The 22,135-nt window shown below is 69.4% G+C and carries 27 protein-coding genes; 1 reads left to right on the forward strand and 26 read right to left on the reverse strand.

Features of this window, described 5'->3' with window-relative positions; all coding sequences use genetic code 11:
- Positions 1 to 7: 7 nt before the first annotated feature.
- Positions 8 to 529, reverse strand: coding sequence for a 2-C-methyl-D-erythritol 2,4-cyclodiphosphate synthase (ispF, locus tag VF584_23450; protein ID HEX8213151.1), 522 nt, complete (start codon positions 527 to 529; stop codon positions 8 to 10).
- Between the two features lie 176 nt (positions 530 to 705).
- Here ispF and VF584_23455 point away from each other — a divergent pair, with 176 nt between their 5' ends.
- The gene (locus tag VF584_23455; protein HEX8213152.1) at positions 706 to 1,224 is read left to right on the forward strand and encodes a protease complex subunit PrcB family protein; all 519 of its coding nucleotides are present in this window, start codon (positions 706 to 708) and stop codon (positions 1,222 to 1,224) included.
- Between the two features lie 423 nt (positions 1,225 to 1,647).
- On the opposite strand, the gene fabF is transcribed toward VF584_23455, so the two are convergent.
- The 25 genes from fabF to VF584_23580 form a co-directional block, all read right to left on the reverse strand.
- Positions 1,648 to 2,895: a beta-ketoacyl-ACP synthase II gene (gene fabF, locus VF584_23460; protein ID HEX8213153.1), complete on the reverse strand. Its 1,248-nt coding sequence runs from the start codon at positions 2,893 to 2,895 to the stop codon at positions 1,648 to 1,650.
- 139 nt (positions 2,896 to 3,034) lie between these two features.
- The gene (locus VF584_23465) at positions 3,035 to 3,274 is read right to left on the reverse strand and encodes an acyl carrier protein (GenBank protein HEX8213154.1); all 240 of its coding nucleotides are present in this window, start codon (positions 3,272 to 3,274) and stop codon (positions 3,035 to 3,037) included.
- 81 nt (positions 3,275 to 3,355) lie between these two features.
- A complete protein-coding gene (gene fabG, locus VF584_23470) occupies positions 3,356 to 4,093 on the reverse strand; it encodes a 3-oxoacyl-ACP reductase FabG (protein ID HEX8213155.1) in 738 nt (245 codons plus the stop codon).
- Positions 4,093 to 5,040, reverse strand: a complete 948-nt coding sequence (gene fabD / locus VF584_23475) for an ACP S-malonyltransferase (GenBank protein ID HEX8213156.1) — start codon at positions 5,038 to 5,040, stop codon at positions 4,093 to 4,095. Before fabD ends, fabG begins: the two co-directional genes overlap by 1 nt.
- The gene (locus tag VF584_23480) at positions 5,037 to 6,032 is read right to left on the reverse strand and encodes a beta-ketoacyl-ACP synthase III (protein ID HEX8213157.1); all 996 of its coding nucleotides are present in this window, start codon (positions 6,030 to 6,032) and stop codon (positions 5,037 to 5,039) included. Before VF584_23480 ends, fabD begins: the two co-directional genes overlap by 4 nt.
- Entirely contained in the window at positions 6,032 to 7,024 is a 993-nt protein-coding gene (plsX, locus tag VF584_23485; protein HEX8213158.1) for a phosphate acyltransferase PlsX, read from the reverse strand. The genes VF584_23480 and plsX overlap by 1 nt, the downstream gene beginning before the upstream one ends.
- A gap of 25 nt (positions 7,025 to 7,049) precedes the next feature.
- Positions 7,050 to 7,232 carry a 50S ribosomal protein L32 gene (gene rpmF / locus VF584_23490; GenBank protein ID HEX8213159.1) on the reverse strand — a complete coding sequence of 61 codons (183 nt, stop codon included), beginning with the start codon at positions 7,230 to 7,232 and terminating at the stop codon, positions 7,050 to 7,052.
- A 24-nt stretch (positions 7,233 to 7,256) separates the two neighbouring features.
- Positions 7,257 to 7,766, reverse strand: coding sequence for a DUF177 domain-containing protein (locus tag VF584_23495; GenBank protein HEX8213160.1), 510 nt, complete (start codon positions 7,764 to 7,766; stop codon positions 7,257 to 7,259).
- A 187-nt stretch (positions 7,767 to 7,953) separates the two neighbouring features.
- Positions 7,954 to 8,535, reverse strand: coding sequence for an RES family NAD+ phosphorylase (locus VF584_23500; GenBank protein ID HEX8213161.1), 582 nt, complete (start codon positions 8,533 to 8,535; stop codon positions 7,954 to 7,956).
- Between the two features lie 81 nt (positions 8,536 to 8,616).
- A complete protein-coding gene (locus VF584_23505) occupies positions 8,617 to 9,282 on the reverse strand; it encodes a hypothetical protein (GenBank protein ID HEX8213162.1) in 666 nt (221 codons plus the stop codon).
- 523 nt (positions 9,283 to 9,805) lie between these two features.
- Complete coding sequence (locus VF584_23510; GenBank protein ID HEX8213163.1) at positions 9,806 to 10,165, reverse strand: phage holin family protein; 360 nt, start codon at positions 10,163 to 10,165, stop codon at positions 9,806 to 9,808.
- Positions 10,166 to 10,267: 102 nt separating this feature from the next.
- Positions 10,268 to 10,684, reverse strand: coding sequence for a nucleoside-diphosphate kinase (ndk, locus tag VF584_23515; GenBank protein HEX8213164.1), 417 nt, complete (start codon positions 10,682 to 10,684; stop codon positions 10,268 to 10,270).
- A gap of 155 nt (positions 10,685 to 10,839) precedes the next feature.
- Positions 10,840 to 11,739, reverse strand: coding sequence for a CBS domain-containing protein (locus VF584_23520; GenBank protein ID HEX8213165.1), 900 nt, complete (start codon positions 11,737 to 11,739; stop codon positions 10,840 to 10,842).
- A gap of 5 nt (positions 11,740 to 11,744) precedes the next feature.
- On the reverse strand, positions 11,745 to 12,614 hold the full coding sequence (gene sucD, locus VF584_23525) for a succinate--CoA ligase subunit alpha (GenBank protein HEX8213166.1): 870 nt from the start codon (positions 12,612 to 12,614) through the stop codon (positions 11,745 to 11,747).
- Positions 12,611 to 13,753, reverse strand: coding sequence for an ADP-forming succinate--CoA ligase subunit beta (gene sucC / locus VF584_23530; GenBank protein HEX8213167.1), 1,143 nt, complete (start codon positions 13,751 to 13,753; stop codon positions 12,611 to 12,613). The genes sucD and sucC overlap by 4 nt, the downstream gene beginning before the upstream one ends.
- A 123-nt stretch (positions 13,754 to 13,876) precedes the next feature.
- Positions 13,877 to 14,065, reverse strand: a complete 189-nt coding sequence (locus VF584_23535) for a hypothetical protein (GenBank protein HEX8213168.1) — start codon at positions 14,063 to 14,065, stop codon at positions 13,877 to 13,879.
- Positions 14,066 to 14,242: 177 nt separating this feature from the next.
- Complete coding sequence (locus VF584_23540) at positions 14,243 to 15,628, reverse strand: phosphomannomutase/phosphoglucomutase (GenBank protein ID HEX8213169.1); 1,386 nt, start codon at positions 15,626 to 15,628, stop codon at positions 14,243 to 14,245.
- Positions 15,629 to 15,636: 8 nt separating this feature from the next.
- A complete protein-coding gene (locus tag VF584_23545) occupies positions 15,637 to 16,029 on the reverse strand; it encodes a RidA family protein (protein HEX8213170.1) in 393 nt (130 codons plus the stop codon).
- A gap of 48 nt (positions 16,030 to 16,077) precedes the next feature.
- Positions 16,078 to 17,076 carry a bifunctional ADP-heptose synthase gene (locus VF584_23550; GenBank protein HEX8213171.1) on the reverse strand — a complete coding sequence of 333 codons (999 nt, stop codon included), beginning with the start codon at positions 17,074 to 17,076 and terminating at the stop codon, positions 16,078 to 16,080.
- Positions 17,077 to 17,467: 391 nt separating this feature from the next.
- Positions 17,468 to 17,839 carry a response regulator gene (locus VF584_23555; GenBank protein ID HEX8213172.1) on the reverse strand — a complete coding sequence of 124 codons (372 nt, stop codon included), beginning with the start codon at positions 17,837 to 17,839 and terminating at the stop codon, positions 17,468 to 17,470.
- Positions 17,840 to 17,921: 82 nt separating this feature from the next.
- Entirely contained in the window at positions 17,922 to 18,503 is a 582-nt protein-coding gene (locus VF584_23560) for a hypothetical protein (GenBank protein HEX8213173.1), read from the reverse strand.
- A gap of 108 nt (positions 18,504 to 18,611) precedes the next feature.
- Entirely contained in the window at positions 18,612 to 19,133 is a 522-nt protein-coding gene (locus VF584_23565; protein ID HEX8213174.1) for an O-acetyl-ADP-ribose deacetylase, read from the reverse strand.
- A complete protein-coding gene (locus VF584_23570; protein ID HEX8213175.1) occupies positions 19,130 to 19,852 on the reverse strand; it encodes a cysteine hydrolase family protein in 723 nt (240 codons plus the stop codon). The genes VF584_23565 and VF584_23570 overlap by 4 nt, the downstream gene beginning before the upstream one ends.
- On the reverse strand, positions 19,849 to 20,736 hold the full coding sequence (gene nadE / locus VF584_23575; GenBank protein HEX8213176.1) for an NAD(+) synthase: 888 nt from the start codon (positions 20,734 to 20,736) through the stop codon (positions 19,849 to 19,851). The genes VF584_23570 and nadE overlap by 4 nt, the downstream gene beginning before the upstream one ends.
- 103 nt (positions 20,737 to 20,839) lie before the next feature.
- The gene (locus VF584_23580) at positions 20,840 to 22,042 is read right to left on the reverse strand and encodes a hypothetical protein (GenBank protein HEX8213177.1); all 1,203 of its coding nucleotides are present in this window, start codon (positions 22,040 to 22,042) and stop codon (positions 20,840 to 20,842) included.
- Positions 22,043 to 22,135 lie beyond the last annotated feature (93 nt).

Raw genomic sequence — 22,135 nt, forward strand, 5'->3', positions numbered from 1 at the left:
CTCCGCTCTACAGGTGGCTGTCACGCCGGTGGCGCGCGTGGAGCGAGTCGATCCCCTCCAGGTCGTCGATCAGCGCCACGGCAAAGGTGGCGATCCCCTCGCCGCGCCCGATCCACCCCATCCCCTCGTTGGTCTTCCCCTTGATGGAGATGTGGTCCGGCGCGATCCCCAGCACAGACGCCAGCCGCTCCTGCATCGCCGGCACGTGCGGCCCGATCTTCGGCGCCTCGGCCACGACGGTCACGTCCACGTTGACGATCTGGTAGTTGCGCCCCGCAAGCAGCCGCACCGCGTGCGCAAGCAGCCCCAGCGAGTCCGCGTCCTTGTACTGCGGATCGGAGGGCGGAAAGTGCCTCCCGATGTCGCCCAGCCCCGCCGCGCCCAGGATAGCGTCGGTGACGGCGTGCGCCACTGCGTCCGCGTCGGAGTGCCCGGTCAGCCCGCGCTCGAAGGGGATCTCCACCCCGCCCAGGATCAGCCTGCGTCCCTCCGCGAAGCGGTGGGAGTCGTACCCGTGCCCAATCCTCATCCGCTCTTCCCAGTCTTTCGTGAATGCCACGCGCGAGGCGGGGTACAATAGCCGTCCCCGCCGCCAGCGAGCAACCGACCGCGCCGGTGCTGTCACGGAAAACCACCGCGGCGCGTTTTTTCCGGCGGGAGAACGGGACGGGCCCGTGCCCCACCACACGATCCAGGGGTTTTCAAATGTCTCGCATAGCGTCGCTCATGCTGGCCTCGCTACTCCTGACCGCAGCCTGCGGCAAATCCGCCCCGCTGGGCCCTGAAGGCTCGCATTCGACCAGGCCCGCGGACGAGTCTCTTGCCTTCGCCCGGCTGCGGACCGAGCCGTACCCCTTCACCTTCAACAGCGGCCTCACGGACTCCGCGCGCGTGGTCGTTCGCGATGCGCGTGCGTGGGAGGCGATCTGGCGCGACGTCTGGCGCAACCATACCCCCGTGCCGGCGCTCCCGGCCATCGACTTCGAGCGAGAGATGGTCGTCGTCGCGGCGCTGGGTTCCCGCCGCTCCGGCGGCTACGGCATCCTCGTGGAGGGCGCCACCCGCACCGCGGAGGGGGTGGAAGTGTCGATCCTGAAGCAATCCCCCGGCTCGCGCTGCGGCAACACCGCCGCGATTACCACGCCCGTCGACATCGCGCGCCTCCGCCGCGTGGACGGCGCCGTGCGCTTCCGCGAGCGCAACGAGGTGCGCGAGTGCAGGTAGGCGCGGGTGGTGGGGCGCGAGGGATGATGCCCCCGCTGGCGCGGGCCGCGAGGGGCTAAAGCCCCCCGCTGGAACTACGGGAAGCCCACTGAAGGGGCTCGCGTGCCGCGGGCCCTCTTCCTTGTTGCCACAGGACGGCGCATGCCCGGAGCACGGGCCGCCAGGCGGGGCTGTCCCTACGTGGTTCCAGGCGCGGGAGCGGGGGCCAGGACGCGTGAGAATGGCGGCAGAGCAGCGCCCGGCACGGGCGCGATGAATCGCGCCCCTACAGGATTGCGCAACTGGCGCAGATCCATGCAGACGCCCCTCTCCCGGCCGTTTGGGAGAGGGGCGGCGAGGAACGACCGGGGTGAGGGCCCTACGCCCCTCCCCCAGGTAGTTATTGGGGAGGGGCCGCGAGGTGACGAGCGGGGGAGGGGGCCTTCAGTCCTCGTACCGCCGCACCGCCAGGCACACGTTGTGGCCGCCGAAGCCGAACGAGTTGCTCAGCGCCAGACCCACCGGCCGCTCCGTCACGCCGCCGGTCCCGTAGTTCAGGTCACAGTCGGGGTCGGGCGTGGTGTAGTTGATGGTGGGGGGGATCTTCCCCTCCCGGCACGCCAGCGCGCAGATCACGCCCTCGATGGCACCGGCCGCGCCCAGCGTGTGGCCCGTCATGCTCTTGGTGGAGCCGACCACCACCTCATGCGCGCGGTCGCCCAGCACCGTCCGGATCGCGGCGGACTCGTTGCGGTCGTTGGCCGGGGTGGAGGTGCCGTGCGCGTTGACGTAGTCCACTTCGGACGCGTCGGCGCCGGCTTCCTTGAGCGCGAGCTTCATCGCGCGTACGGCGCCCTCACCGCCTTCGGACGGCGCGGTGATGTGGTAGGCGTCCGCCGTCTGGCCGAAGCCGACGATCTCGGCGATGATGGTGGCGCCGCGGGCACGGGCGTGCTCCAGCTCCTCCAGCACCACCATCCCCGAGCCCTCACCCAGCACGAAGCCGTCGCGCGTGGCGTCGAAGGGGCGGCTGGCGGTTTCGGGGGAGTCGTTGCGCTCCGAGAGCGCCTTCATCGCCGCGAAGCCGGCCACCGTCTGCGCGGAAACGGTCGCCTCCGTGCCGCCGGCGATCATCAGGTCCGCCTCGTCCCACTTGATGCTGCGGAAGGCGTTCCCCAGCGCGTGCGCGCTGCTGGCGCAGGCGGAGACGGTGCAGTAGTTGGGACCCTTGGCGCCGTAGCGGATCGACACCAGCCCCGCCGCGATGTCCGAGATGAACATCGGGACGAAGAAGGGCGACACGCGGTCCGGGCCTCTCTGGATCAGCTTGGAGTGCTGCTCCTCGAACGTGTGGATGCCGCCGATGCCGCTGCCGATCACGACGCCGAAGCGCTCGTGGTCGATCCCGTCGCGCTCCTCGTCGAGGCCCGCGTGCCTCATGGCCTGCACGGCCGAGGCGATCGCGAAGTGGGAGAAGCGGTCGGTGCGCTTCACCTCCTTGCGGTCGATGTACAGCGTGGGGTCGAACCCCTTCACCTCGCAGGCAAAGCGCACGGCGTGGTTGGAGGCGTCGAATTGGGTGATCGGGCCGGCGCCGCTGCGCCCCGCGAGCAGGCCCGCCCAGCTCTCCTGGAGGTCCAGCCCCACGGGCGTGACGAGCCCCGCCCCCGTGATCACGACTCGGCGATTCATCACCGCTCCGGTCATACTGGGATAGTGGAAGGGCGGACACCCGCGGGGCGCCCGCCGCTCGGAAAGTCAGCTCCGCCGCACGGGCGGAAAGCGAGCGCCGCGAGCCCCACAGTGGGCCCGCGGCGCTCCGGAACAGCGGTCAGGACGGATTGTTGTTCTGGATGTAGCTGATCGCGTCGCCGACGGTCTGCAGCTTCTCGGCGTCCTCGTCCGGGATCTCCATCCCGAACTCTTCCTCGAACGCCATGACGAGCTCGACGGTGTCCAGCGAGTCCGCGCCCAGATCGTCCACGAAGCGGGCCTCGGGAGTGACCTTCTCGGCCTCCACGCCCAGCTCGTTGATGATGATGTCCTTGACCTTCTGTTCGACGTCGGCCATTGCTCGGCTCTCCAGGTTGGGTTTCCACGATCTGGGGCGGCGGGCGCGCAGGCCGCGCGCGTCGGCGCCACCCCGCCGGTCCTACATCACCATCCCGCCGTCCACCACCACCACCTGCCCGGTGATGTACGATGCGCCCGGCCCCGCCAGGAAGCGTACCACCGGCGCGATGTCCTCCGGCCGGCCCAGCCGCTCCAGCGCGATCTGCGAGGAGAGCGCGGTGCGCGCCGCTTCGGGCAGGTCGGAGGTCATGTCCGTCTCAATGTACCCCGGCGCGACGGCGTTGACCAGAACCCCGCGCGATCCGAGCTCCTTGGCCACCGACTTGGTGAGCCCGATGAGCCCGGCCTTGGAGGCGGCGTAGTTGGCCTGCCCCTTGTTGCCCGTGATCCCCACCACGCTGCTGATGTTCACGATCCGCCCCGAGCGGCGCTTCATCATCCCGCGCGACGCGGCGCGAATGAGGTTGAAGGCACCCCGCAGGTTGGTGTCCATCACCGCGGTCCAATCGTCGTCCTTGATGCGCATCAGGAGGTTGTCGCGCGTAACGCCGGCGTTGTTCACCAGCACGTCCAGCGGTCCCAGCTCCTCTTCCACGCGCTTGACCAGCGCGGCGGTCGCCTCCGGGTCGGCCACGTCGCAGCCGTAGCCGCGGTGCCCCTCGCCCGGCAGCTCGGCCGCCACCGCCTCGGCGCGGGCGCCGTCGCGCGCCACCACCGCCACGCGCGCGCCGGCATCCGCCAGCTCGCGCGCGATCCCCAGCCCGATCCCGCGCGATCCGCCGGTGACCAGCGCCACCTGCCCCTGAAGCTCCGCCATCACGCCCCCGTGCCCAGGTAAGCCTCAATCTGATCGGCGGTCCCCAGGGCGGTCCCCCGCCCCGACGCCGCCGGATCGATCCGCTTCAGCATCCCGGTGAGCACCTTGCCGGTGCCCACCTCCAGGAACTGCGTCACGCCCAGCCCCAGCATCGTGCGCACGCACTGCGTCCAGCGCACCGAAGAGGTGAGCTGCCTCACCAGCAGCGCGCGCGCCTCCACCGGGTCCGTGACCGGCGTGGCGTCGACGTTGGAGGCCACCGGGAAGGTTGGGGCGCCGAACTCCGCCGCCTCCAGCTGCTCGGTAAGCCCCGCCTCGGCGGGCGCCATCAGCGGCGAGTGGAAGGCGCCGCTCACGTTGAGCGCGGCCACCTTCTTCGCCCCGGCGGCCACCAGCATGGGCGACACGCGCTCCACCGCCGCCACGTCGCCCGAGACCACCACCTGGCCCGGCGCGTTGAAGTTGGCGGCCACAACCACGCTGCCCTCGCTGCTCGCCTCGCGGCAGACCCCTTCCACGATCTCGTCGTCCAGCCCCAGCACGGCCGCCATCGTCCCCGGCCGCGCCTGCCCGGCTTCGTACATCAGCTCGCCGCGCCTGCGCACGGCGCGCACCGCATCCGCAAAGGAGAGCGAGCCCGCGGCGTGGTAGGCGCTGAACTCGCCCAGCGAGTGGCCGGCGGCGCACACCGCCTCCACACCCTGCGCGCGGAGCACGGCCCACACGGCCGCGCTGTGCGTCAGCAGGGCGGGCTGCGTGTTGCGCGTGAGAGTCAGCTCCTCGTCCGGCCCTTCCCACATCACCCGCGTCAGCGCGAAGCCGAGGGCCTCATCCGCTTCCTGGAAGATGGCGCGCGCCTCGGGAAAGCGCTCCGCCAGGTCGCGCCCCATCCCCACCGCCTGCGACCCCTGGCCGGGGAAGAGGAGGCCGATGCGCTCGCCCGTCACAGGCGCACCACGTTGGCGGCCCAGGTGAAGCCGGCGCCGAACGCCACCATCAGCACCAGCGACCCCGGCCCGGCGCGCCCCTGCTCCACCGCCTCGTCCAGCGCGACCGGAATCGACGCGGAGCTCATGTTGCCGTAGCGGTCCACGTTCACGAACACCTTGTCCATCGGGATGCCGGCGTACTTGGCCGTCGCCTCGATGATGCGCATGTTCGCCTGGTGCGGGACCATGAGGTCGATCTCCTCGGCCGTCACCCCGGCGCGGTTCAGCGCCGTTTCGGCGGCCTCGCACATGGCGCGCACGGCGGACTTGAACACCTCCGGCCCCGCCATCTTCACGTAGTGCGAGCGCTCGTCCAGCACCATGGCGTCCAGCGGTACGCGCGAGCCGCCACCCGGGCGCCACAGCAGCTCGGCCAGCGTGCCGTCGCTCTTCATGTAGCCGCTGAGGATGCCGCGCCCGTCGTCGTTCGCACGCTGCACCACCGCCGCCCCGGCGCCGTCGCCAAAGAGCACGCAGGTGGTGCGGTCCGTCCAGTCGATGATGGACGACATCTTCTCCGTGGCCAGCACCAGCACCGTCTCCGCCTGCCCGGCGGTGATGTGCGCGTCCGCCATGGAGAGCCCGTACAGGAAACCCGAGCACGCCGTGGCGAAGTCGTACGAGCCGGCGTTGCGCGCACCCAGCAGCGCCTGCACGTCGCACGCGGTGGAGGGGAGGAGCCGGTCCGGGGTGGCGGTGGAGAGGAGGATCAGGTCCACGTCCGTCGCCTCCAGCCCGGCGCGCTCCAGTGCGACGCGCGACGCGGCCGCGGCCATGGTGGAGGCGTGGGTCTCCTTGTCGGCGATGCGCCGCTCCCGGATCCCGGTGCGGGAGCGGATCCACTCGTCGTTCGTGTCGACGAGCGACTCCATCTCCTGGTTGGTCATCACGCGGTCGGGGTTGAACCGTCCCGTGGAGACCAGGCGCGAGCGCGGCTTGGTTTCTGTCATTATGCAGGTGTGGCCTCCGCCAGCCGGTTGAGGCGCCCCGCGATGTGCTCCACCATCCCGCTCTCCACGCAGGAGGCGGCGGCGCGGAGCGCATTGCGAAGCGCGATGGGCGGCGACCCGCCGTGGCAGATGATGGTGACGCCGTTGACGCCCAGCAGGGGAGCTCCCCCCCACTGGGTGTAGTCCAGCGTACGGAAGAGAAGCTCGAGGTCGAGCTGCACGCCCTGCTCCTGGATCGCCGAGCGCAGGAAGCCGCTCATGAACCCCGACATCGACTCGTAGAACTTGAGGAGGACGTTGCCCACGAAGCCGTCGCACACCAGCACGTCGCACTTGCCGCGGATGATGTCGCGCCCCTCGACGTTCCCCACGAAGTCCAGGTTGGGGTCGCCCTTGAGCAGCTGGAAGGCCTCCACCGTCTGCTCGTTCCCCTTCTCCTCTTCCTCGCCGATGTTGAGGAGCCCCACGCGCGGGCTGGCGATCCCCATCAGGTCCTGGGCATAGATGTGCCCCAGGTGGGCGAACTGCAGCAGGTGCTGCGGCTTCACGTCCACGTTGGCGCCCATGTCCAGCAGCAGGAAGCGCCCGCTGGTGGAGGGCAGGTCCGCGCCGATCGCCGGGCGGTCCACCCCGGATAGGGGGCGCAGGATGAAGAGCGAGGCCGCCATCACCGCGCCGGTGGAGCCGGCGCTGACGAAGGCGTCCACCTCGCCGTCCTTGTGCAGCCGCGTGCCCACGACGATGGAGGAGTCCTGCTTGCGCCGCACCGCCTGCGCGGGCGAGTCCCCCATCTCGATGACCTCGGTGGTGTGCACGACGGACACCCGGTCGCGCGGGGCGTCCGGGTGGCGCGCGAGCTCGGCCTCTATGAGCCCGCGGTCGCCCACGAGCACCACGTGCAGGTCGGTACGCTCAAGCAAAGCTCCGACCGCGCCCTCGACCTCTACGGCCGGGGCACGATCGGAGCCCATCGCGTCCAGCGCGATCCGCATATATGTCGGAGCTCTCGGGCGGGGCCTAGAACTCTTCCACTTCGATTCGCTGCTCGTTGCGGTAGTAGCCGCAGTTCGAGCAGACGCGGTGCGGCAGGTGCGGATCGCCGCACTGCGGGCATGCGTTGAAGGAAGGCATGGAGGCCTTCACGTGGGTGCGGCGCTTGCGCTGGCGCTGCTTGGACTGGCGCCTCTTGGGTACGGCCATCGGAGCCCTCTCGGAGTGCTGGGTTTAGTCGAACTTTACCTGCTTCAACGCGTCCCACGGGCTCGGGGCCACTTCGGAAACGCAGTCGCACGTCGCTTCGTTGAGGTTGGTGCCGCACTGCGGGCAGAGCCCGCGGCACTCCTCGCTGCAGACGACGTACTGTGGGGCACGCAGGAGGAGCTGCTCACGGACCGCTTCGGTCACGTCCAGCTCCTGCCCGCGCGCCGGCATGGGGTAGATCTCGCCCCCCAGCTCGTCTTCGTCCTCGCCGATGGGGGCGAAGAACAGGTCCACCGTGTCGTCCACCGGCTGGCGGACGGCAGTGAGGCAGCGGCGGCATTCGCGCTCCACCACCGCCTGGATGCGACCGCGGAGCAGAACGCCGTCGTCGCCCACGGAGCGGGCGGTGAGGTCCACTCGCAGAGGCTCCACCAGGCGCACATCCGACCCTTCCCACATGGGATCATCGGCCGCCACCTGCTCGTGGATCTCCACTTCTTCGCGGTCCACCGCCGCCAGGTTCAGCTTCAACATAAACCGTAAAAGTATCCCAAAGTCCGTGCGCTGTCAAGCAAACGCCCGGTTTCCGGCACGTGCAAGAACCGCGCGTCACACAGAGACACGGAGGAACAGAGAGGGCACCGAGGAACACGGCCGATGGATGCCGATCCTTCTCGTCGCCGCCGTGTCTCTGTCTGTGCCCCACCCGCGCCCGAAAACACTACCAAGCGGAGGGGGCGAGCCGCTGCGAGAGCTTCCCTGTGGTGTCGTACGCCCGGACGCGGTCGTCCACCCGCACGCGGTCTGGGAAGATGACCAGGCATCGCCCCCCCTCCCACCGCGCGGACGGGTAGAGGATGCCGCTCACGGCTCCAGACAGGTGTGCAGCCTCCGCGATACGCTGCGTAAGAGGCATGGGGCCCTTGCTGCCTAGATACGCGAGCATGGCCGGCTCCCATTCCGCAAGGATCTGGCGCTTGCTCACACGCAACTGACGCCGGACCTCCGGATTCGTGAGGTCAAGCACACCCCCGAGATCGACTTCGACGTACACCAGTGTGACCGGATCACGCGGAGTCAACGGGAGCGCGCGTTCTCCTGGTCCCTGCAACAGATCGCGGATTTCGGCGAATGCGGTGGATGGATCGGTGGCTAGATACAATCCGGCGGGACCTGCTGGCGGCGTGTAGCGCCTTCCCTCCAGCGACCCCTCATAGTACAGGGGTTGGGGCGGATCTCTCCGGAGATGGATCTCGCGAATGGCGCGGCACAGCGTCGCCTCGATCTCTTCGAGCGGGGGCACGTGCGATCCGACGAGCCAGGGTCCGCTGCGCCCGCTGCTCCGGCGTCAGCGGTCCGGCGGGAGGCCCGCCGCCGGGTGGCATCAGTCAGGGCTCCCGTCCCGCGCGCTCTCCACACTGAGGAGCACCAGCTCCGCCTCACCCGCTTCCACGGCTTGAATCGGGCTCCGGTCTCCAAAGCGAGGATGCGGGGTTTGCAACCAGACGCGTTTGTGCTCGGGCACGAATAGCTGATTCAGAACGCTCGAGAGCCGCGCGACCGGCAGCAGGCCCGCCTGTGCAGCGGGTGAGTCCGGCTTCGACGAAAGCGCCTGCTGCGACACGCCTGCTGCGCGCGCCAGCGCGGCGATGGACATCTCCATGTCTTCGGCGATTTTGCGGGCGTCCAACCTGCCAGACTGCACGTCGCGGAACTCGGGGGTTATCACCTTCAGCAGGTCCGCGGCATGCGCGCGCCGCTCTTCCGCATGCGGCAGAGAGGCTACCGCCGCATCGATGGCCGCGTCTGCTTCGCGGATCCGGGCCGCGCTCAGCCGCGCCGATCTACGCACCGCCAGGGGGCGAACGGTCTGCGGCGTCTCTGGTGCCGAAGGCTGGTCGGAGGCGAACACACGGGCCAGGAGCGTCGCGTTGTGCAAGCGCCAGAAAACAGCCTCGACGTTCTTGATCTCGTCCGCTCCTATGAAGTCGAATGCTCCCGCTACGCGAGCGGCGCGCACAGCCTCCGCATCCTCCTCGTCGAGCAGCACGACCACGCTCCGCTCCGGCTTCTGGGTACGGGCTTTGTGGACCAGCCGCGACACCTCCCCTGGTGTGGTGCTTCCTTCTCCCTTTAGAGTGTTCACGAGTACGACCAGGTCCAGGTCGAATCCAGGCCATGGAGACGAAATGAATACGCCCTGGCCGAAATCGCTTTGTGCTTGCGGAGACTGGTCTGACCTCGGCTTGCGCACCGGCGGGGCAGATGTGCCTGCTTTCAGTCGTGACCGGATTTCGCTTACGAGCTCCTCGATCTCTGGCGTTCGTACACCAACCACCGGGAGTTCGTGGACGGCTGGCGCGGACATATGCACACCGTAGTTATCGTGGGCTGGCAGTTACAAGGAGCACACAACCACTCTACAACCAATATACCAGCGCGCCCTCGGAGTGCCAAACAAGAGGGCTGAGCCACGCAGACCGTGGTCCCAGCCCTCATTTGTGAGTCTTCGTCCCTGCCATGAGCCAGGGTCCGTGCGCCTGCACCTGTTGTCCGAGCCAGTGAGGCGCGGTTCAGTCGTCGTCCGTCAGGAACATCGAGAGGACCCAGCTCACCAGGCTGATGACGATGGAGCCGACGATCGCCGGGACGAAGCCGTCGACGTAGAAGCCGTAGCCGAAGTGCTGCGCCGCCAGCGAGGTGAGCCAGAGCATGGCGGCGTTGATGACGAAGAGGAAGAGGCCCAGCGTGAGCACGATCAGGCCGCACGCCAGCCCCTTGACGATGGGGCGCGCAACGGCGTTGGCGATGCCCAGGATCAGCGCCACCACGAAGTACGTCTGGAGCCCGCCGGTCACGCGGATTCCCGGGACGAAGTACGCCGCGGCCGCCACTGCCAGTGCGGACGCGATCCAGCGCAGGAGGAGGTTCATCGATTCGTGCCGGTGGATGGGTGACGGTTGAGCTGCCTCCCTAAATGCGGATGTGCCCCCCGCTTGCGCAAGGGGCACATCCACTGGGCACGGTGGCGCGCCTCAGCCGACCAGCTCGGTGCCCGCGAAGAAGAAGGCGATCTCGGCGGCGGCCGTGTCGTCGGCGTCGCTGCCGTGGACGGCGTTGCGGCCCTTGCTCTCCGCGTAGAGCTTGCGGATGGTGCCGTCGGCGGCCTCGGCGGGGTCGGTGGAGCCGATGGTGTCGCGCCACTTCTGCACCGCGTTCTCGGCGTCGAGCGCCAGCACCACGGAGGGGCCGCTGCTCATGAACTCGACCAGCTCGCCGTAGAACGGGCGGCCGGCGTGGACCTCGTAGAAGCGCTGCGCCTGCTGCAGGCTGATCTGCATCAGCTTCATCCCCACGATCCGGAACCCGGCCGTCTGGATGTGTGCGACGATGTTCCCGACGTTGCCGGCCTGGACGGCGTCGGGCTTGATCATGGCAAAGGTACGGGGCATGGCGGTTCGATATCCGTGAAGGTGAAAGGTCGGTTTGGGAAAGTGCTAAGTGCTAAGTGCTAAGTGCTAAGTGCTAAGTGCTAAGTGCCAAGTGCCAAGTGCCAGGTGCTGGGTAGTGCAGTTCAGGACTTAGCACTTAGCACTTAGCACTTCTGTCAGAACGCGAACAGCTTGCGAAGTATATCCCCCCGCGTCAGAAAGCCCGTCAGCTTGCCTTCATTCGTCACCGGCAGGCGCTCCAGGTCCTTGGAGACCATGATGGAGGTGACTTCGGCGAGGGCCTGGTCCTCGGAGACGCAGATCACGGAACGCGACATCACGTCGCGGACGCGGAGGGTGCGGATCTCCTCCGGGGAGGGGCTCACGGCGCGGCTCTGCACGCCCGGGAGGAAGTGGCGCAGGAGGTCGCGGTCGGTGACCATCCCCAGCACTTCCCTGCCCTCCCCCACCACCGGGATCGCGCGGAGGTGGTGCTGGCGGACCAGGGCCAGCACGTCCTGCACGCTGTCGTCCGGCGAGACGCGGTAGACGCGCTGCGTCATCACGTCCTTTACCGTCAGGCGCGGCTGGATGGTGATGGCGAGGATCTCGGGGATCGCCAGCACCTCCTCCGCGCTGCGCGCCGCCACCAGGTGGTCCACCGTGGCGTCGTCGCGAAGGGCGCGAGCCAGCGCGGCCACCGTCTGGAGGTACGGGTCCGCGGCGGCGGGCGGGGCGAGGACCAGCACCATCACCTGCGCGTCGCCGCTGGGGTCGTCGGCGCTGGTGCGCAGCGGCTTCGGGGCCACCCCCAGCGCCACAACCAGCCGCTCCACCGCCTCCGTGCGCAGGTGCGGCAGCAGCACCCGCCCGCCGATGTGGATCAGGTCCCGCACGTGCTGGTCGGTGAAGAGGCGCTCCAATCGCTCCGGCTGCGCCACGTCCCCCGTTTCGATCAGGCGGCGCGCGAGCTGGGATACCGCCTCGTGCACCGTGGAGGCCGCAAGAGGGGCGACGACGTGCGCGGGGCGGAGGATCTCCGTCAGCCGCACCTCGCGCCCCCCTTCACGAGCCATGGGGCTCAGAGTACCTCCTGGATCAGCCCCACGACGTCCACGGGGCGCTTGGCCACGCCGATGCCGTTGTCGCGGAACGCCTGGATCTTCTCCTCGGCGGTCCCGGCCGAGCCGGAGATGATGGCCCCGGCGTGCCCCATGCGCCGCCCCGGAGGCGCCGTCTGCCCGGCGATGAAGCCCACCACCGGCTTGGTGACGTTGGCCTTGATGTAGGCGGCCGCTTCCTGCTCGTCCGTCCCGCCGATCTCGCCCAGCATCACGATCGCCGTCGTCTCCGGGTCTGCCTCGAACGCCGCGATGCAGTCGATGAACGAGGTGCCGTTGATGGGGTCGCCGCCGATGCCCACGCACGTCGTGGTGCCGATCCCCGCGCCCTTGAGCTTGTACACCACCTCGTAGGTCAGCGTCCCGCTCTTGGACACTAGGCCGACCGGGCCCGGCTGCGTGATGTGGCCCGGGATGATCCCCACCTTGCTCTTGCCGGCCGAGAGGAGGCCGGGGCAGTTGGGGCCCAGGAGCCGCGCCCCCTTTTCCAGCACGTAGGGCCGCACGCGCGTCATGTCCAGCACCGGCACGCCCTCGGTGATGCAGACGATGAAGTCGATCCCCGCGTCGGCGGCCTCGAACATCGCGTCCGCGGCGAAGGCCGGGGGCACGTAGATGACGGAGGTGTTCGCGCCGCCTTCCTTCACCGCCTCGGCGACGGTGTTGAAGATGGGCACCTGCCCCTCGAACTTCTGCCCGCCCTTGCCCGGGGTCACGCCGGCCACGACCCTGGTGCCGTACTCCATCATCTGCTTGGTGTGGAACGAGCCGTCACGGCCCGTGATCCCCTGCACCACCAGGCGCGTGTCGTTGTCGATGAAGATGCTCACTGGGCCTCCCCGTTGGCCAAAGCGACGGCCTTCTGCACGGCGTCGTCCATGTCGGTAAGCGCGGTGAACCCGGCTTCGTTCAGGATCTTGATGGCGATCTCTTCGTTGGTGCCGGTCAGGCGGATGACGATGGGGATGTCCATGTTCAGCTGCCGCGTGGCCGTCACGATCCCGTTCGCCACGTCGTCCGTCCGGGTGATGCCGCCGAAGATGTTGAACAGGATGACCTTGACCGCCGGGTCGGTGGTGATGATGCGGAGGGCGTTGACCACCTTTTCCGGGTTCGACGAGCCGCCGATGTCCAGGAAGTTGGCCGGGTCGCCGCCGTAGTACTTCACCAGGTCCATGGTGGCCATGGCCAGCCCGGCGCCGTTCACCACGCAGCCGACGTTGCCGTCCAGCTTGATGAAGGTCAGCCCCGCCTCGCGCGCCTGCACCTCGGCCGGCGCCTCGGACGATTCGTCGCGCAGCGCCTCGATGGCCGGCAGGCGGAAGAGCTCGTTGTCGTCGATGTTGAACTTGGCGTCGATCGCCTTGACCTCGCCCGAGGGCGTGGTGATCAGCGGGTTGATCTCGACCAGCGAGCCGCCCGCCTCCATGAACGCCTTGTAGAGCTGCTGGATGATCTTGGCCGCCGCGCGCTGCTGCTTCACGTCCGTATACAGCTTCGTGGCCAGCTCGTACGCCTGGTGCGGAAGCAGGCCGTAGCGCGGGTCCACCGGCAGCTTGATGATGGCTTCGGGGTTGGTGTGCGCCACCTCTTCGATGTCCACGCCGCCCGCCGCCGACACCATGAACACGGGCGCATGGCTGGCGCGGTCCAGGATGATGCCGACGTACGCCTCGCTCGCGATGTCCTCGGCCGGGGCGACGAGCACCTTTTGCACCGGGAGGTCCTTGATGGTCAGCTTGAGGATGGCCTCGGCCTTCTCGCGCGCCTCTTCCGGCGTGCTGGCGAGCTTGACGCCGCCCGCCTTGCCGCGCCCGCCGGCGTGCACCTGGGCCTTGATCACCACGGCCCCGCCCAGGCGGCGCGCGATTTCTTCGGCCTGCTCCGGCGTGGTCGCCACCTCGCCCATGGGGACGGGGATCCCCTGCGCGGCCAGGAGCTCTTTGGCCTGGTATTCGTGGATGTTCACCGGGACAGTTCCGGTTCGGGTGATGAAAAAGAGTGCGTGCCGCGCACTCCGGACTTCCGCCGAAAAGGCGCAGCATGATAGCGGGCGGATGTATTCGCGGCAACGTCTTGCGAACGCCGGGTGTTACGCGGACCGCTTCCGCATCAGCCACACCGCCACCCCCAGCAGCACCAGCCCGATGGCGAACACGATCAGCGACGTCGCGAGCGGATCGCTGTACATCACCGTCATCCCCCCGAACGCCATCACCGCCCCGCCGGCGAGCAGCAGCACGAGCGCGAGCAGGATGCGGAGGATGCGGAGCGGAGTCATTGGGAGAAAAGCATCACACAGAGACGCAGAGGGAAAGGCAAGGGCACAGAGAAGCCCTTCGTTGTTCTTGTAGTGCCCCTCTGTGGCTCTGTGTGAGGCCATCTGTTCTCTTCCGCAACGACGCGCCGCCCCTGAATGCGGGACGGCGCGTGCGTTGAAGGCGAGGCGAACGAGCGCTCAGTGGCCGACGGAGGGGCCACCGATGCCCTCGCCGGCGAGCCAGCCTTCCATCTCGGAGCGGATCTCCTCCAGGCGCTCGTCGGTCTTGGCCTCGTAGCGCGCCACCAGCACCGGCTCCGTGTTGGAGGCGCGGATCAGCCCCCAGCCGTCGCCGAAGAGAACGCGGGCGCCGTCCACGTCGATCACCTCGTGGTCCTTGCGGAAGTGCGCCGTGGCGCGCTCCACGATGGCGAACTTGGTCTCCTCGGTGGCCGGGTAGCGCAGCTCGGCGGTGGAGACGAAGACGGGGAACTCGGCGATCCACTCGCTGAGCGGACGCCCCTGCCGCGCCACGATGTCGATCAGCAGGACGGCGCCATAGAGGGCGTCGTCGTAGCCAAAGTAGTTGTCGCCGAACATGATGTGGCCCGAGAGCTCGCCCGAGAGCAGCGACCCCTCCTCCTTCATCCGCTTCTTGATCAGCGAGTGGCCGGTGGCGTTCATCACCGGCACGCCGCCCACCTTCTCCAGCATCTCGGGAAGGAGCTGCGAGCACTTCACGTCGAACACCACCTTCTGCCCCGGCCCGCGGCGCTGGATCAGGTCCAGGCCGTACAGCAGGAGGAGGGTGTCGCCGCGCACGATCTCGCCGCGGTCGTCGATGGCGCCGATGCGGTCCGCGTCGCCGTCGAAGGCCACGCCCAGGTCCGCGCCCTCCGCCTTCACGCGGGCGATGATGTCCACCAGGTTCTTGTCCACCACCGGGTCCGGGTGGTGGTTGGGAAAGGTGCCGTCCGACTCGCAGAAGATGGGGATCACCTCCACGTTGTCGCCAAGCGCCGTCAGCAGGCGCTCGGCCACGATGGAGCCGGTACCGTTGCCGCAGTCCACCACCACCTTGAGCTTGCGGCCGATGGTGAAGCGCTCCGCGATGTAGCGGACGTAGTCGTCCATCACGTCACGCTCCTCGACGCTTCCTTCCCCGCTCTCGTAGTCGCTCTCGTCGATCATGCGGCGCACCTCCTGGATGGAGTCGCCGTAGATGGAGCCGCCGAGCGTCATTTTGAAGCCGTTGTACTGCGGCGGGTTGTGCGATCCCGTCACCTGCAGCCCGCCGTCCAGCTCGCCGTGGTACACCGCGAAGGAATGCACGGGGGTGGGCACGAGGCCCACGTCCACCACGTGCACGCCGGCGGCCACCATCCCGCGGCGCACGCCGGCGGCGAGGTCCGGAGAGGTGAGGCGGTTGTCGCGCCCCAGCGCCAGCGTCGGCCGGGGCTTGCCCAGCCGGCGGATGGCGAGCGTGGCGAAGGCGCGGCCGATCTGCTCGGCCACCTCCACGGTGACGTCGGGTCCTACGACGCCGCGGATGTCGTACTGACGGAAGATGTGCGGATTGGCCATGTCTCTCCTCAGGCTTCGAGCACCAGCGCCACGCATTCGATCTCCACGGCGCAGTTGCGCGGGAGGCCGGCGGCCTGCACGCTCGACCGCGCCGGGGCATGGTCGCCGAAGTGGCGGCCGTACACCTCGTTCATGGCCGTGAAGTCGTTCATGTCGCGCAGGAACACCGTCGTCTTGACCACCGCAGACAGGTCTGAGCCGGCCTCCTGCAGCACGGCGCGCAGGTTCTTCATCACCTGCTCCGTCTGCGCCACCACGTCGCCCTCGATGAGCTGCATGCTCACCGGGTCAAGCGCGATCTGCCCGGCGGTGAAGACGAAGCCGCGGGCCACGATGGCCTGGCTGTACGGGCCGATGGCGGCGGGCGCCTGGTCGGTGTGGACCTTTTGAAGAGACGTCATAGCCTTGGAAGTGCGTTGGTGCGTGAGTGCGTGAGTGCGCCTTCGGGGTCAGGCTTCCGCGCGGTCGGCGAGCATCGCCCGCAGTTCGTCCGGGGCGACGGTGGCGACGCCGGGTTTCCCCACCTCGATTCCCGCGGCAAGGTTGGCGAGGACGGCGGCCTCCTCGATGGTCGCGCCGGCGGCCAGGGCGACGGCCAGGAACGCCGTCACCGTGTCGCCCGCGCCGGAAACGTCGTAGACCTCCCGCGCCTGCGTGGGGATGCGGAACGAGCTGCCGCCCTCCGAGCGCAGCGCCATCCCGTCCTCGCCCAGCGTCAGGAGGAGGTGGCGGGCGCCGGTCTGGGTGCGCGCGTTCTCCAGCCACTCGTCGTCGCCGGCGCGCACGGGGCTGGCCATGGCCGTGCCCAGTTCCACCGCGTTGGGCTTGAAGACGGTGGCGCCGCCGAACGCAAAGAAGTTGCGGAACTTGGGGTCCACCACGCTGGGGATCCCCGCCGCCTCCGCCGCGTCCAGCGCCGTGCGGATCACAGACGGCACCAGGACGCCCTTGTTGTAGTCCTCCAGCACCAGCGCGTCGCACGCGGCGACGGCGGCGCGGACGTGCTCGCACAGCTCGGCGGCGCAGTCGTCCGGGAGGTCGTCGTCGCGCTCGCGGTCGAAGCGCACCACCTGCTGCTGCCGCGCCACCACGCGCGTCTTGGTGGTGGTGGGGCGGTCGGGGCGCTCCACCAGCCGCGCGTGCACCTTGCCGCCGTCCAGCTCCGCCAGCTCGCGGCGGATCTGCGCCCCGGCGGCGTCCATCCCCACGTAGCCCACCACCTCGCACGCGGCGCCCAGCGCGGCGACGTTGGCGGCCACGTTGGCGGCTCCGCCCAGCGCCGTCCGCTCCTCGGTGACGTGCACCACCGGCACCGGCGCCTCGGGCGAGATGCGCGACACGGCGCCCACGAGGTACACGTCCAGCATCAGGTCGCCGACGACCACCACGCGAAGGCCGCGCCCGCGCTCCAGGATCTCGTCCAGCCGCGCCCGCGTGAGCCGCTCCATCCGCCCCAGACGTTCAGTGCACGCTTCCGGGCCCCGGGGCCGGGAAAAGGAGCGCCAATGTAGGCGGGCGGTGGGGGGGAGACAAGACGGCGCGGGCCCCTCCCCGCTCGTTCCTCGCTGCCCCTCCCCCAAAACAACCTGGGGGAGGGGCGCACGCCGGCATCTGCCCGTTGCCCGCAGGTCCGTAGGGGCGCGATTCATCGCGCCCGTGCCCGATGCTGATCCGCGCCCCTCGCGCACACCGATGCCCTCGTAGGGGCGGCCCCGTGTGGCCGCCCGTGCCCGCCCCCGCCCCGATGCCGGCCACCCGCGCGAATCCATGCAAAGGCCCCTCCCCCAGGTAGTTATCGGGGGAGGGGCCGCGAGTTGACGAGCGGGGGTAGGGGCCTCCTCACCACCCCAGCACCTCCTCGATCTGCCGCGCGAGCTCCATCGGATCGAACGGCTTGGTGAGGACGCCGCTGACACCCAGGTCCTGGAAGCGCGTGCGATCCGAGGCCTGCACCTTGGCCGTCAGGAGGATCACGGGGATCTCCGCGGTGGCCGGTTGCGCCCGCAACGCGCGAAAGGTGGAGGGGCCGTCCATCTCCGGCATCATCACGTCCAAGAGGATCGCGTCGGGCACGCGCTCCGCGGCGACGCGGAGGCCCTCGGCGCCGGAGCTGGCGCTGAACACCTCCCAGCCGGCGACCGCCTCCAGCGCGAGCTGCGCCACCTCGCGGATGTCGTCCTCGTCGTCGATCACCAGAACACGTCTGCTCATCAGGGGTGCGGCGGGGTCAGGGGAAGAAGACGCGCTCCGGCCAGTGACGAGGCCGGAGCGCGTTCGAGTGCATGGCGCCGCGCTATTCCTCGTCGCCCGCGCCGTTGGAGCCGCCCGCGGACCCGAGGCGCGCCTGCACGTGCTCCACGCCTTCCTGCGTGATGGCGTATTGCTTCCGCGCCTGCCGCGTGGTTCCCATCTTCTTCTTCTGCGTCATCAGCGGCGGGCGCGAGCGCAGGTTCGACTCGATGGCGCGCGTGATGTTGGGAACCGGCAGGCCGTTGCGCTTCAGCTCGGCGTTGATCGCCTGGCTGGTGACGGTGCGGTCCGGACGGCCCTTGGAGAGCACGTACGCGCCCAGCAGCGCGCGCTCCGCCATCGTCTCCGGACGCCACTGCTCCACCAGCGCGCCCACCTGCGCCACCGGCCGCCGCGGACCGGTTCCCGAGCCCTTGGGACGGCCGGGACGGCGCTTGACGGGCTCTTCGGTGGCCGTGCTTTCCTCGGTGGAGGCGCCCGCGGAGGCAGCGGACGAGCGGCCTCCGCCCTGGAAGGCGCGCTGCAGGAGGATGTCGCGCGCGTGCTCCTTGAGCACGGGGTCGTAGCTGGAAATCGCCGCGTTGATCTCGTCGAGCAGCGCTCTGACTTCACGCAGGTCGGTCATAGGGTGTCATGTTCTGGGGCTTTCGCGCGCACGGTCGTGCGGGCGGAGCTCCACGTTGCGGGCCGGGTTGCGGTCGTGTGGACGCGCAATGTTGCCGGTACGCAACATTTAATCCGCGGCGGCGAGTGCCGTCAAGTAGTGCTGGTATGCCTCGTCCCCGAAGCACACCACCGTGACCTCTTCCGGAAGCTCGTTCTCGCGAAAGTGTGTGAGCGCGGTGGCGATTGCGATGCGCGCCGCTCGGGCCAGCGGGAAGCGATAGGCCCCGGTGCTGATCGACGGGAATGCAATGGTGCGCAGCCCGTGCTCCGTCGCGATCGCGAGCGAATTGCGCCACGCGGAGGCCAATAGTTCGTCCTCTCCATGGCTACCGTCCTGCCATACCGGCCCCACCGTGTGGATCACCCAGCGCGCCGGCAACCTGTAGCCGCGCGTGATCTTGGCCTCGCCGGTGCGGCAGCCGCCCAGCATGCGGCACTCGGCGACGAGCTCGGGCCCTGCCGCGCGGTGAATGGCGCCGTCCACCCCGCCGCCGCCGAGCAGAGAGGTGTTGGCGGCGTTCACGATGGCGTCCACGTCCGCCTTTGTGATGTCGCCGTTGGTGATGCGGATGCGCTCCTGGGGCGTCATGAGTCGCGCATGGCGAGTCCCGCCGTGGTCATGAGGGCCGCTCCGGAGGCGAGCCAGCGCGCCAGGCTCTCCTCCTCCTTTTCGATCCCCAGCCCCCACGTCGCGTCGCTGATCAGGGTCACGGGGAGCGCCCGTTGAGGCGCCAGCATTCCCTCCACCGCCTGCTTGACGCACACGTCGCGCGCCACGCCGGCCACGAACACCTCCACCGGCTTCCTTAGCTCTTCGCGAAGGGCGCGCAGCAGGTCGTCGGTAGCGCGGTTGCCCTCGAACACGTCGAACTTGCTTTTGTGGATGAAGACGGGCCTGCGTGTCGCTACCGCGCGGCGCGCGGCGGCGCGGGCGTCCTCGGGGGTGGCGGCGCGGGAGAGGACGATGGGGTCCTCGGGGCGGATGGAGGCCAGTATCTGCGCGCCCTCCCGTTCGGCCGCGTCGTCCGAGAGGCCCATGCAGTGCGGCGGATAGGTGCCGCGCGACGGGTCGGGCGCCGCGGCGTCGATCTCCTCGTCCGCGTACGAGTGCCAGTCGCCCGTGTAGACCATGACGTCGCAGCGCGCGCGCATCCACTCCACCGCCCGCTCGATGGCGGGGATCGCCTGCGTGGCGCCCGCGTCCTCTCCGTTGTCGAAAAGGTCGTGGACGTACAGGCGCCCTCCCTGCTCCGGCGGCAGGAGGAAATCGTTCTGCGCGTCCACCACCCAGCCGATGCGGGCCTTCATCGCGCGCTCCGGCCCGGGTATACGGGCTTGGCGGCGCGCTTCCACGCGGTGGCGTCCACGCGTGCCAGCACCGCCGCGACGACGGACTCGGGGATCCCCTCGGGCAGGCTCTCGCCGCGCGCGCGGGCGGCGCCGAAGGCCGGCCAGTAGTGCGCGAGCACCTGATCCGCCTCGCCATAGGTGAAGCCGAGTTCGCTCTCGTCCGTCTGCCCCGGCCACAGGTCCGCGGAGGGCGCCTTGTCGATCACCACGGACGGGACGCCGGACGCCTCCGCGAGCTGCCACACCTCCGTCTTGAGAAAGGGCGAGAGCACTTCCAGGTCGCTCGCCGCGTCGCCGTGGACGGTGAAGTAGCCCAGGAGGTTCTCGGTGCGGTTCTCGGTGCCCAGGACGAGCGTGTCGCCCGCCATGTTGGCGAACGTGTAGAGGGTGACGGCGCGATGGCGGGCCTTGAGGTTCCCCAGCGCGAGCACCGCGCGCACGTTGGACGGATCGGCCGCGAGCACGTCGTGCAGCCCCGACGCCGCGGCAGACGCGTCCACCGACGCCGCGATGTCGATCGTCCGCCACTCCGCCTCTGGCAGGCGCTCGGCCACGGCGCGCGCGTCATTGAGCGACGCCGGCGCCGATGCCGCGTGGCGTCCGCTGCCGTACGGCATCGAGAGGAGGACGACGTTCTCCGGGCCGAGCGCGCGCGCCGCCACCATGGCCGCAACGGCGCTGTCCACGCCGCCCGAAAGCCCCATCACCACCCGCCGCATCCCCGCCCCGCGCACCACGCCGGCCAGCCACTCCGCCATCGCCGCCAGCTCCGCCTCCGCGTCGATGCGGAGGGTCGCGGGGATCTCCCGGCGGCTCGTGGAGGTTGCGCTCGCTGTGGTCATATCGCTCTCCCGTGGTCCAGAGGGATGTTCATCGTCGTTGCGAACTGCACTTCGCACTCTATTTCACTCCAAGCACTTAGCACCTAGCACTTAGCACTTCCGTTCACCCCGCCCGCGCCCAATCCAGCCTCACCAGCCGCGGATTGGACCGGAAGCTCCTCCCCACCTTCCCCGCCTCGGCGCCGTCCAGCCGCACCACGTCCGCGGTGAAGTCGAAGTCGCTGAGGAGGCCGCCGGTGCCGTCGCTGTGGCCCAGCAGGCTGCTCCCCACGCCGTACGCGGCGACGGGGACCTGCTGCGCCTCGAACTGGCGGATCTTGTTCGGTTTGAAGCCGCCGCTCACCACGATGCCGACCTCCGGGAAGCCCTCCGCGTCGAGCGTCGCGCGCATCTTTCGCACGAGGTGCGCGTTGACGCCGGTGAGGGAGGCGCGCCCCCAGACCTCCGGGTCGCCGATCAGCGAGTCGTCGATCAGCCGCTCGCTGGTGTCCACGCGCACGGCGGCCAGCGAGCCGGGGCCGAACTCCGCGCGCATCGCCCGCGCCACCTCCAGCGCGGTGCGGACGGAGTTGTTCTCGTAGTCCACCAGGCTCATCACCTGCACCTCCGGCTCCTCCGCGCGCAGGTAGCGGGCGAAGGCGAGCGTGGCGGCCACGGTGTCGCCGCCAAAGGTGGCGATCATGGCGTGCGGCATCGTCCCCACCCCCGGCGATCCCCACCAGGAACCGGCCGCGTCGCTGGACACGCTGCGTGCGCCGCCGATCTGCGCCGCGTAGCCGTCCGGCGTCTGCACGCGCCAATCGTCGTGGCGCGGGGCCATGAAGATGACGGGCTTCCCCGCCGCCGCCTCTACCACGGCACGCGTGTTTGTGGCGACGAGCGAGCGCCGCGCCAGCACCCCCAGCAGCGGCGTCTCCAGGTGCCCGAACGCGCGGTACGGCCCGGTGATGTGCATCACCGTCTCCCACGATTCCGAGCCCTCGGCGTTGATGGAGTCGCCTTCCAGCAGGGTGTCGACGGTGAGGCGGGTGTGGTCACAGCCCTCCGCGAGCTGCGTCTGGAGTAGCCGGAGCGCCTCGTAGACGCCGGCCAGGACGCCGCCCTTCTTGGCGAAGACCTGGAGCGTGACCTCCGGATCGATCCCCGCGTGGCGCAACGTGGCCGTGGTTCGCACGAAGTAGCGGTCGGAGAGCCAGCCCGAGGCCATTCGCGGGTCGAACTGGAAGAGCCGGGCCGGGAAGCGCGCGAGCCCCTCGTGAAGCTCCGCCTGGCGATCCGCGTCCCCCGCGGGTGATTGCGATGTCATGGTATCGGCCGTGTGTCTCGTGATGAGAACGAATGTACCTAAAAAAGCGAGCGTCACAACGTTCTTAAAACGAGAATAATACTCGCGCTGCGC

Source organism: Longimicrobium sp., assembly GCA_036389135.1.
Lineage (GTDB): Bacteria > Gemmatimonadota > Gemmatimonadetes > Longimicrobiales > Longimicrobiaceae > Longimicrobium.

Excerpts from the sequence above, each read along its gene's own strand:
- ispF (HEX8213151.1), bottom strand. The coding sequence starts at position 529 with ATGAGGATTGGGCACGGGTACGACTCCCACCGCTTCGCGGAGGGACGC.
- VF584_23455 (HEX8213152.1), top strand. The coding sequence starts at position 706 with ATGTCTCGCATAGCGTCGCTCATGCTGGCCTCGCTACTCCTGACCGCA.
- fabF (HEX8213153.1), bottom strand. The coding sequence starts at position 2,895 with ATGAATCGCCGAGTCGTGATCACGGGGGCGGGGCTCGTCACGCCCGTG.
- VF584_23465 (HEX8213154.1), bottom strand. The coding sequence starts at position 3,274 with ATGGCCGACGTCGAACAGAAGGTCAAGGACATCATCATCAACGAGCTG.
- fabG (HEX8213155.1), bottom strand. The coding sequence starts at position 4,093 with ATGGCGGAGCTTCAGGGGCAGGTGGCGCTGGTCACCGGCGGATCGCGC.
- VF584_23480 (HEX8213157.1), bottom strand. The coding sequence starts at position 6,032 with ATGACAGAAACCAAGCCGCGCTCGCGCCTGGTCTCCACGGGACGGTTC.
- plsX (HEX8213158.1), bottom strand. The coding sequence starts at position 7,024 with ATGCGGATCGCGCTGGACGCGATGGGCTCCGATCGTGCCCCGGCCGTA.
- rpmF (HEX8213159.1), bottom strand. The coding sequence starts at position 7,232 with ATGGCCGTACCCAAGAGGCGCCAGTCCAAGCAGCGCCAGCGCAAGCGC.
- VF584_23495 (HEX8213160.1), bottom strand. The coding sequence starts at position 7,766 with ATGTTGAAGCTGAACCTGGCGGCGGTGGACCGCGAAGAAGTGGAGATC.
- VF584_23510 (HEX8213163.1), bottom strand. The coding sequence starts at position 10,165 with ATGAACCTCCTCCTGCGCTGGATCGCGTCCGCACTGGCAGTGGCGGCC.
- ndk (HEX8213164.1), bottom strand. The coding sequence starts at position 10,684 with ATGCCCCGTACCTTTGCCATGATCAAGCCCGACGCCGTCCAGGCCGGC.
- VF584_23520 (HEX8213165.1), bottom strand. The coding sequence starts at position 11,739 with ATGGCTCGTGAAGGGGGGCGCGAGGTGCGGCTGACGGAGATCCTCCGC.
- VF584_23535 (HEX8213168.1), bottom strand. The coding sequence starts at position 14,065 with ATGACTCCGCTCCGCATCCTCCGCATCCTGCTCGCGCTCGTGCTGCTG.
- VF584_23540 (HEX8213169.1), bottom strand. The coding sequence starts at position 15,628 with ATGGCCAATCCGCACATCTTCCGTCAGTACGACATCCGCGGCGTCGTA.
- VF584_23545 (HEX8213170.1), bottom strand. The coding sequence starts at position 16,029 with ATGACGTCTCTTCAAAAGGTCCACACCGACCAGGCGCCCGCCGCCATC.
- VF584_23550 (HEX8213171.1), bottom strand. The coding sequence starts at position 17,076 with ATGGAGCGGCTCACGCGGGCGCGGCTGGACGAGATCCTGGAGCGCGGG.
- VF584_23555 (HEX8213172.1), bottom strand. The coding sequence starts at position 17,839 with ATGAGCAGACGTGTTCTGGTGATCGACGACGAGGACGACATCCGCGAG.
- VF584_23560 (HEX8213173.1), bottom strand. The coding sequence starts at position 18,503 with ATGACCGACCTGCGTGAAGTCAGAGCGCTGCTCGACGAGATCAACGCG.
- VF584_23565 (HEX8213174.1), bottom strand. The coding sequence starts at position 19,133 with ATGACGCCCCAGGAGCGCATCCGCATCACCAACGGCGACATCACAAAG.
- VF584_23570 (HEX8213175.1), bottom strand. The coding sequence starts at position 19,852 with ATGAAGGCCCGCATCGGCTGGGTGGTGGACGCGCAGAACGATTTCCTC.
- nadE (HEX8213176.1), bottom strand. The coding sequence starts at position 20,736 with ATGACCACAGCGAGCGCAACCTCCACGAGCCGCCGGGAGATCCCCGCG.
- VF584_23580 (HEX8213177.1), bottom strand. The coding sequence starts at position 22,042 with ATGACATCGCAATCACCCGCGGGGGACGCGGATCGCCAGGCGGAGCTT.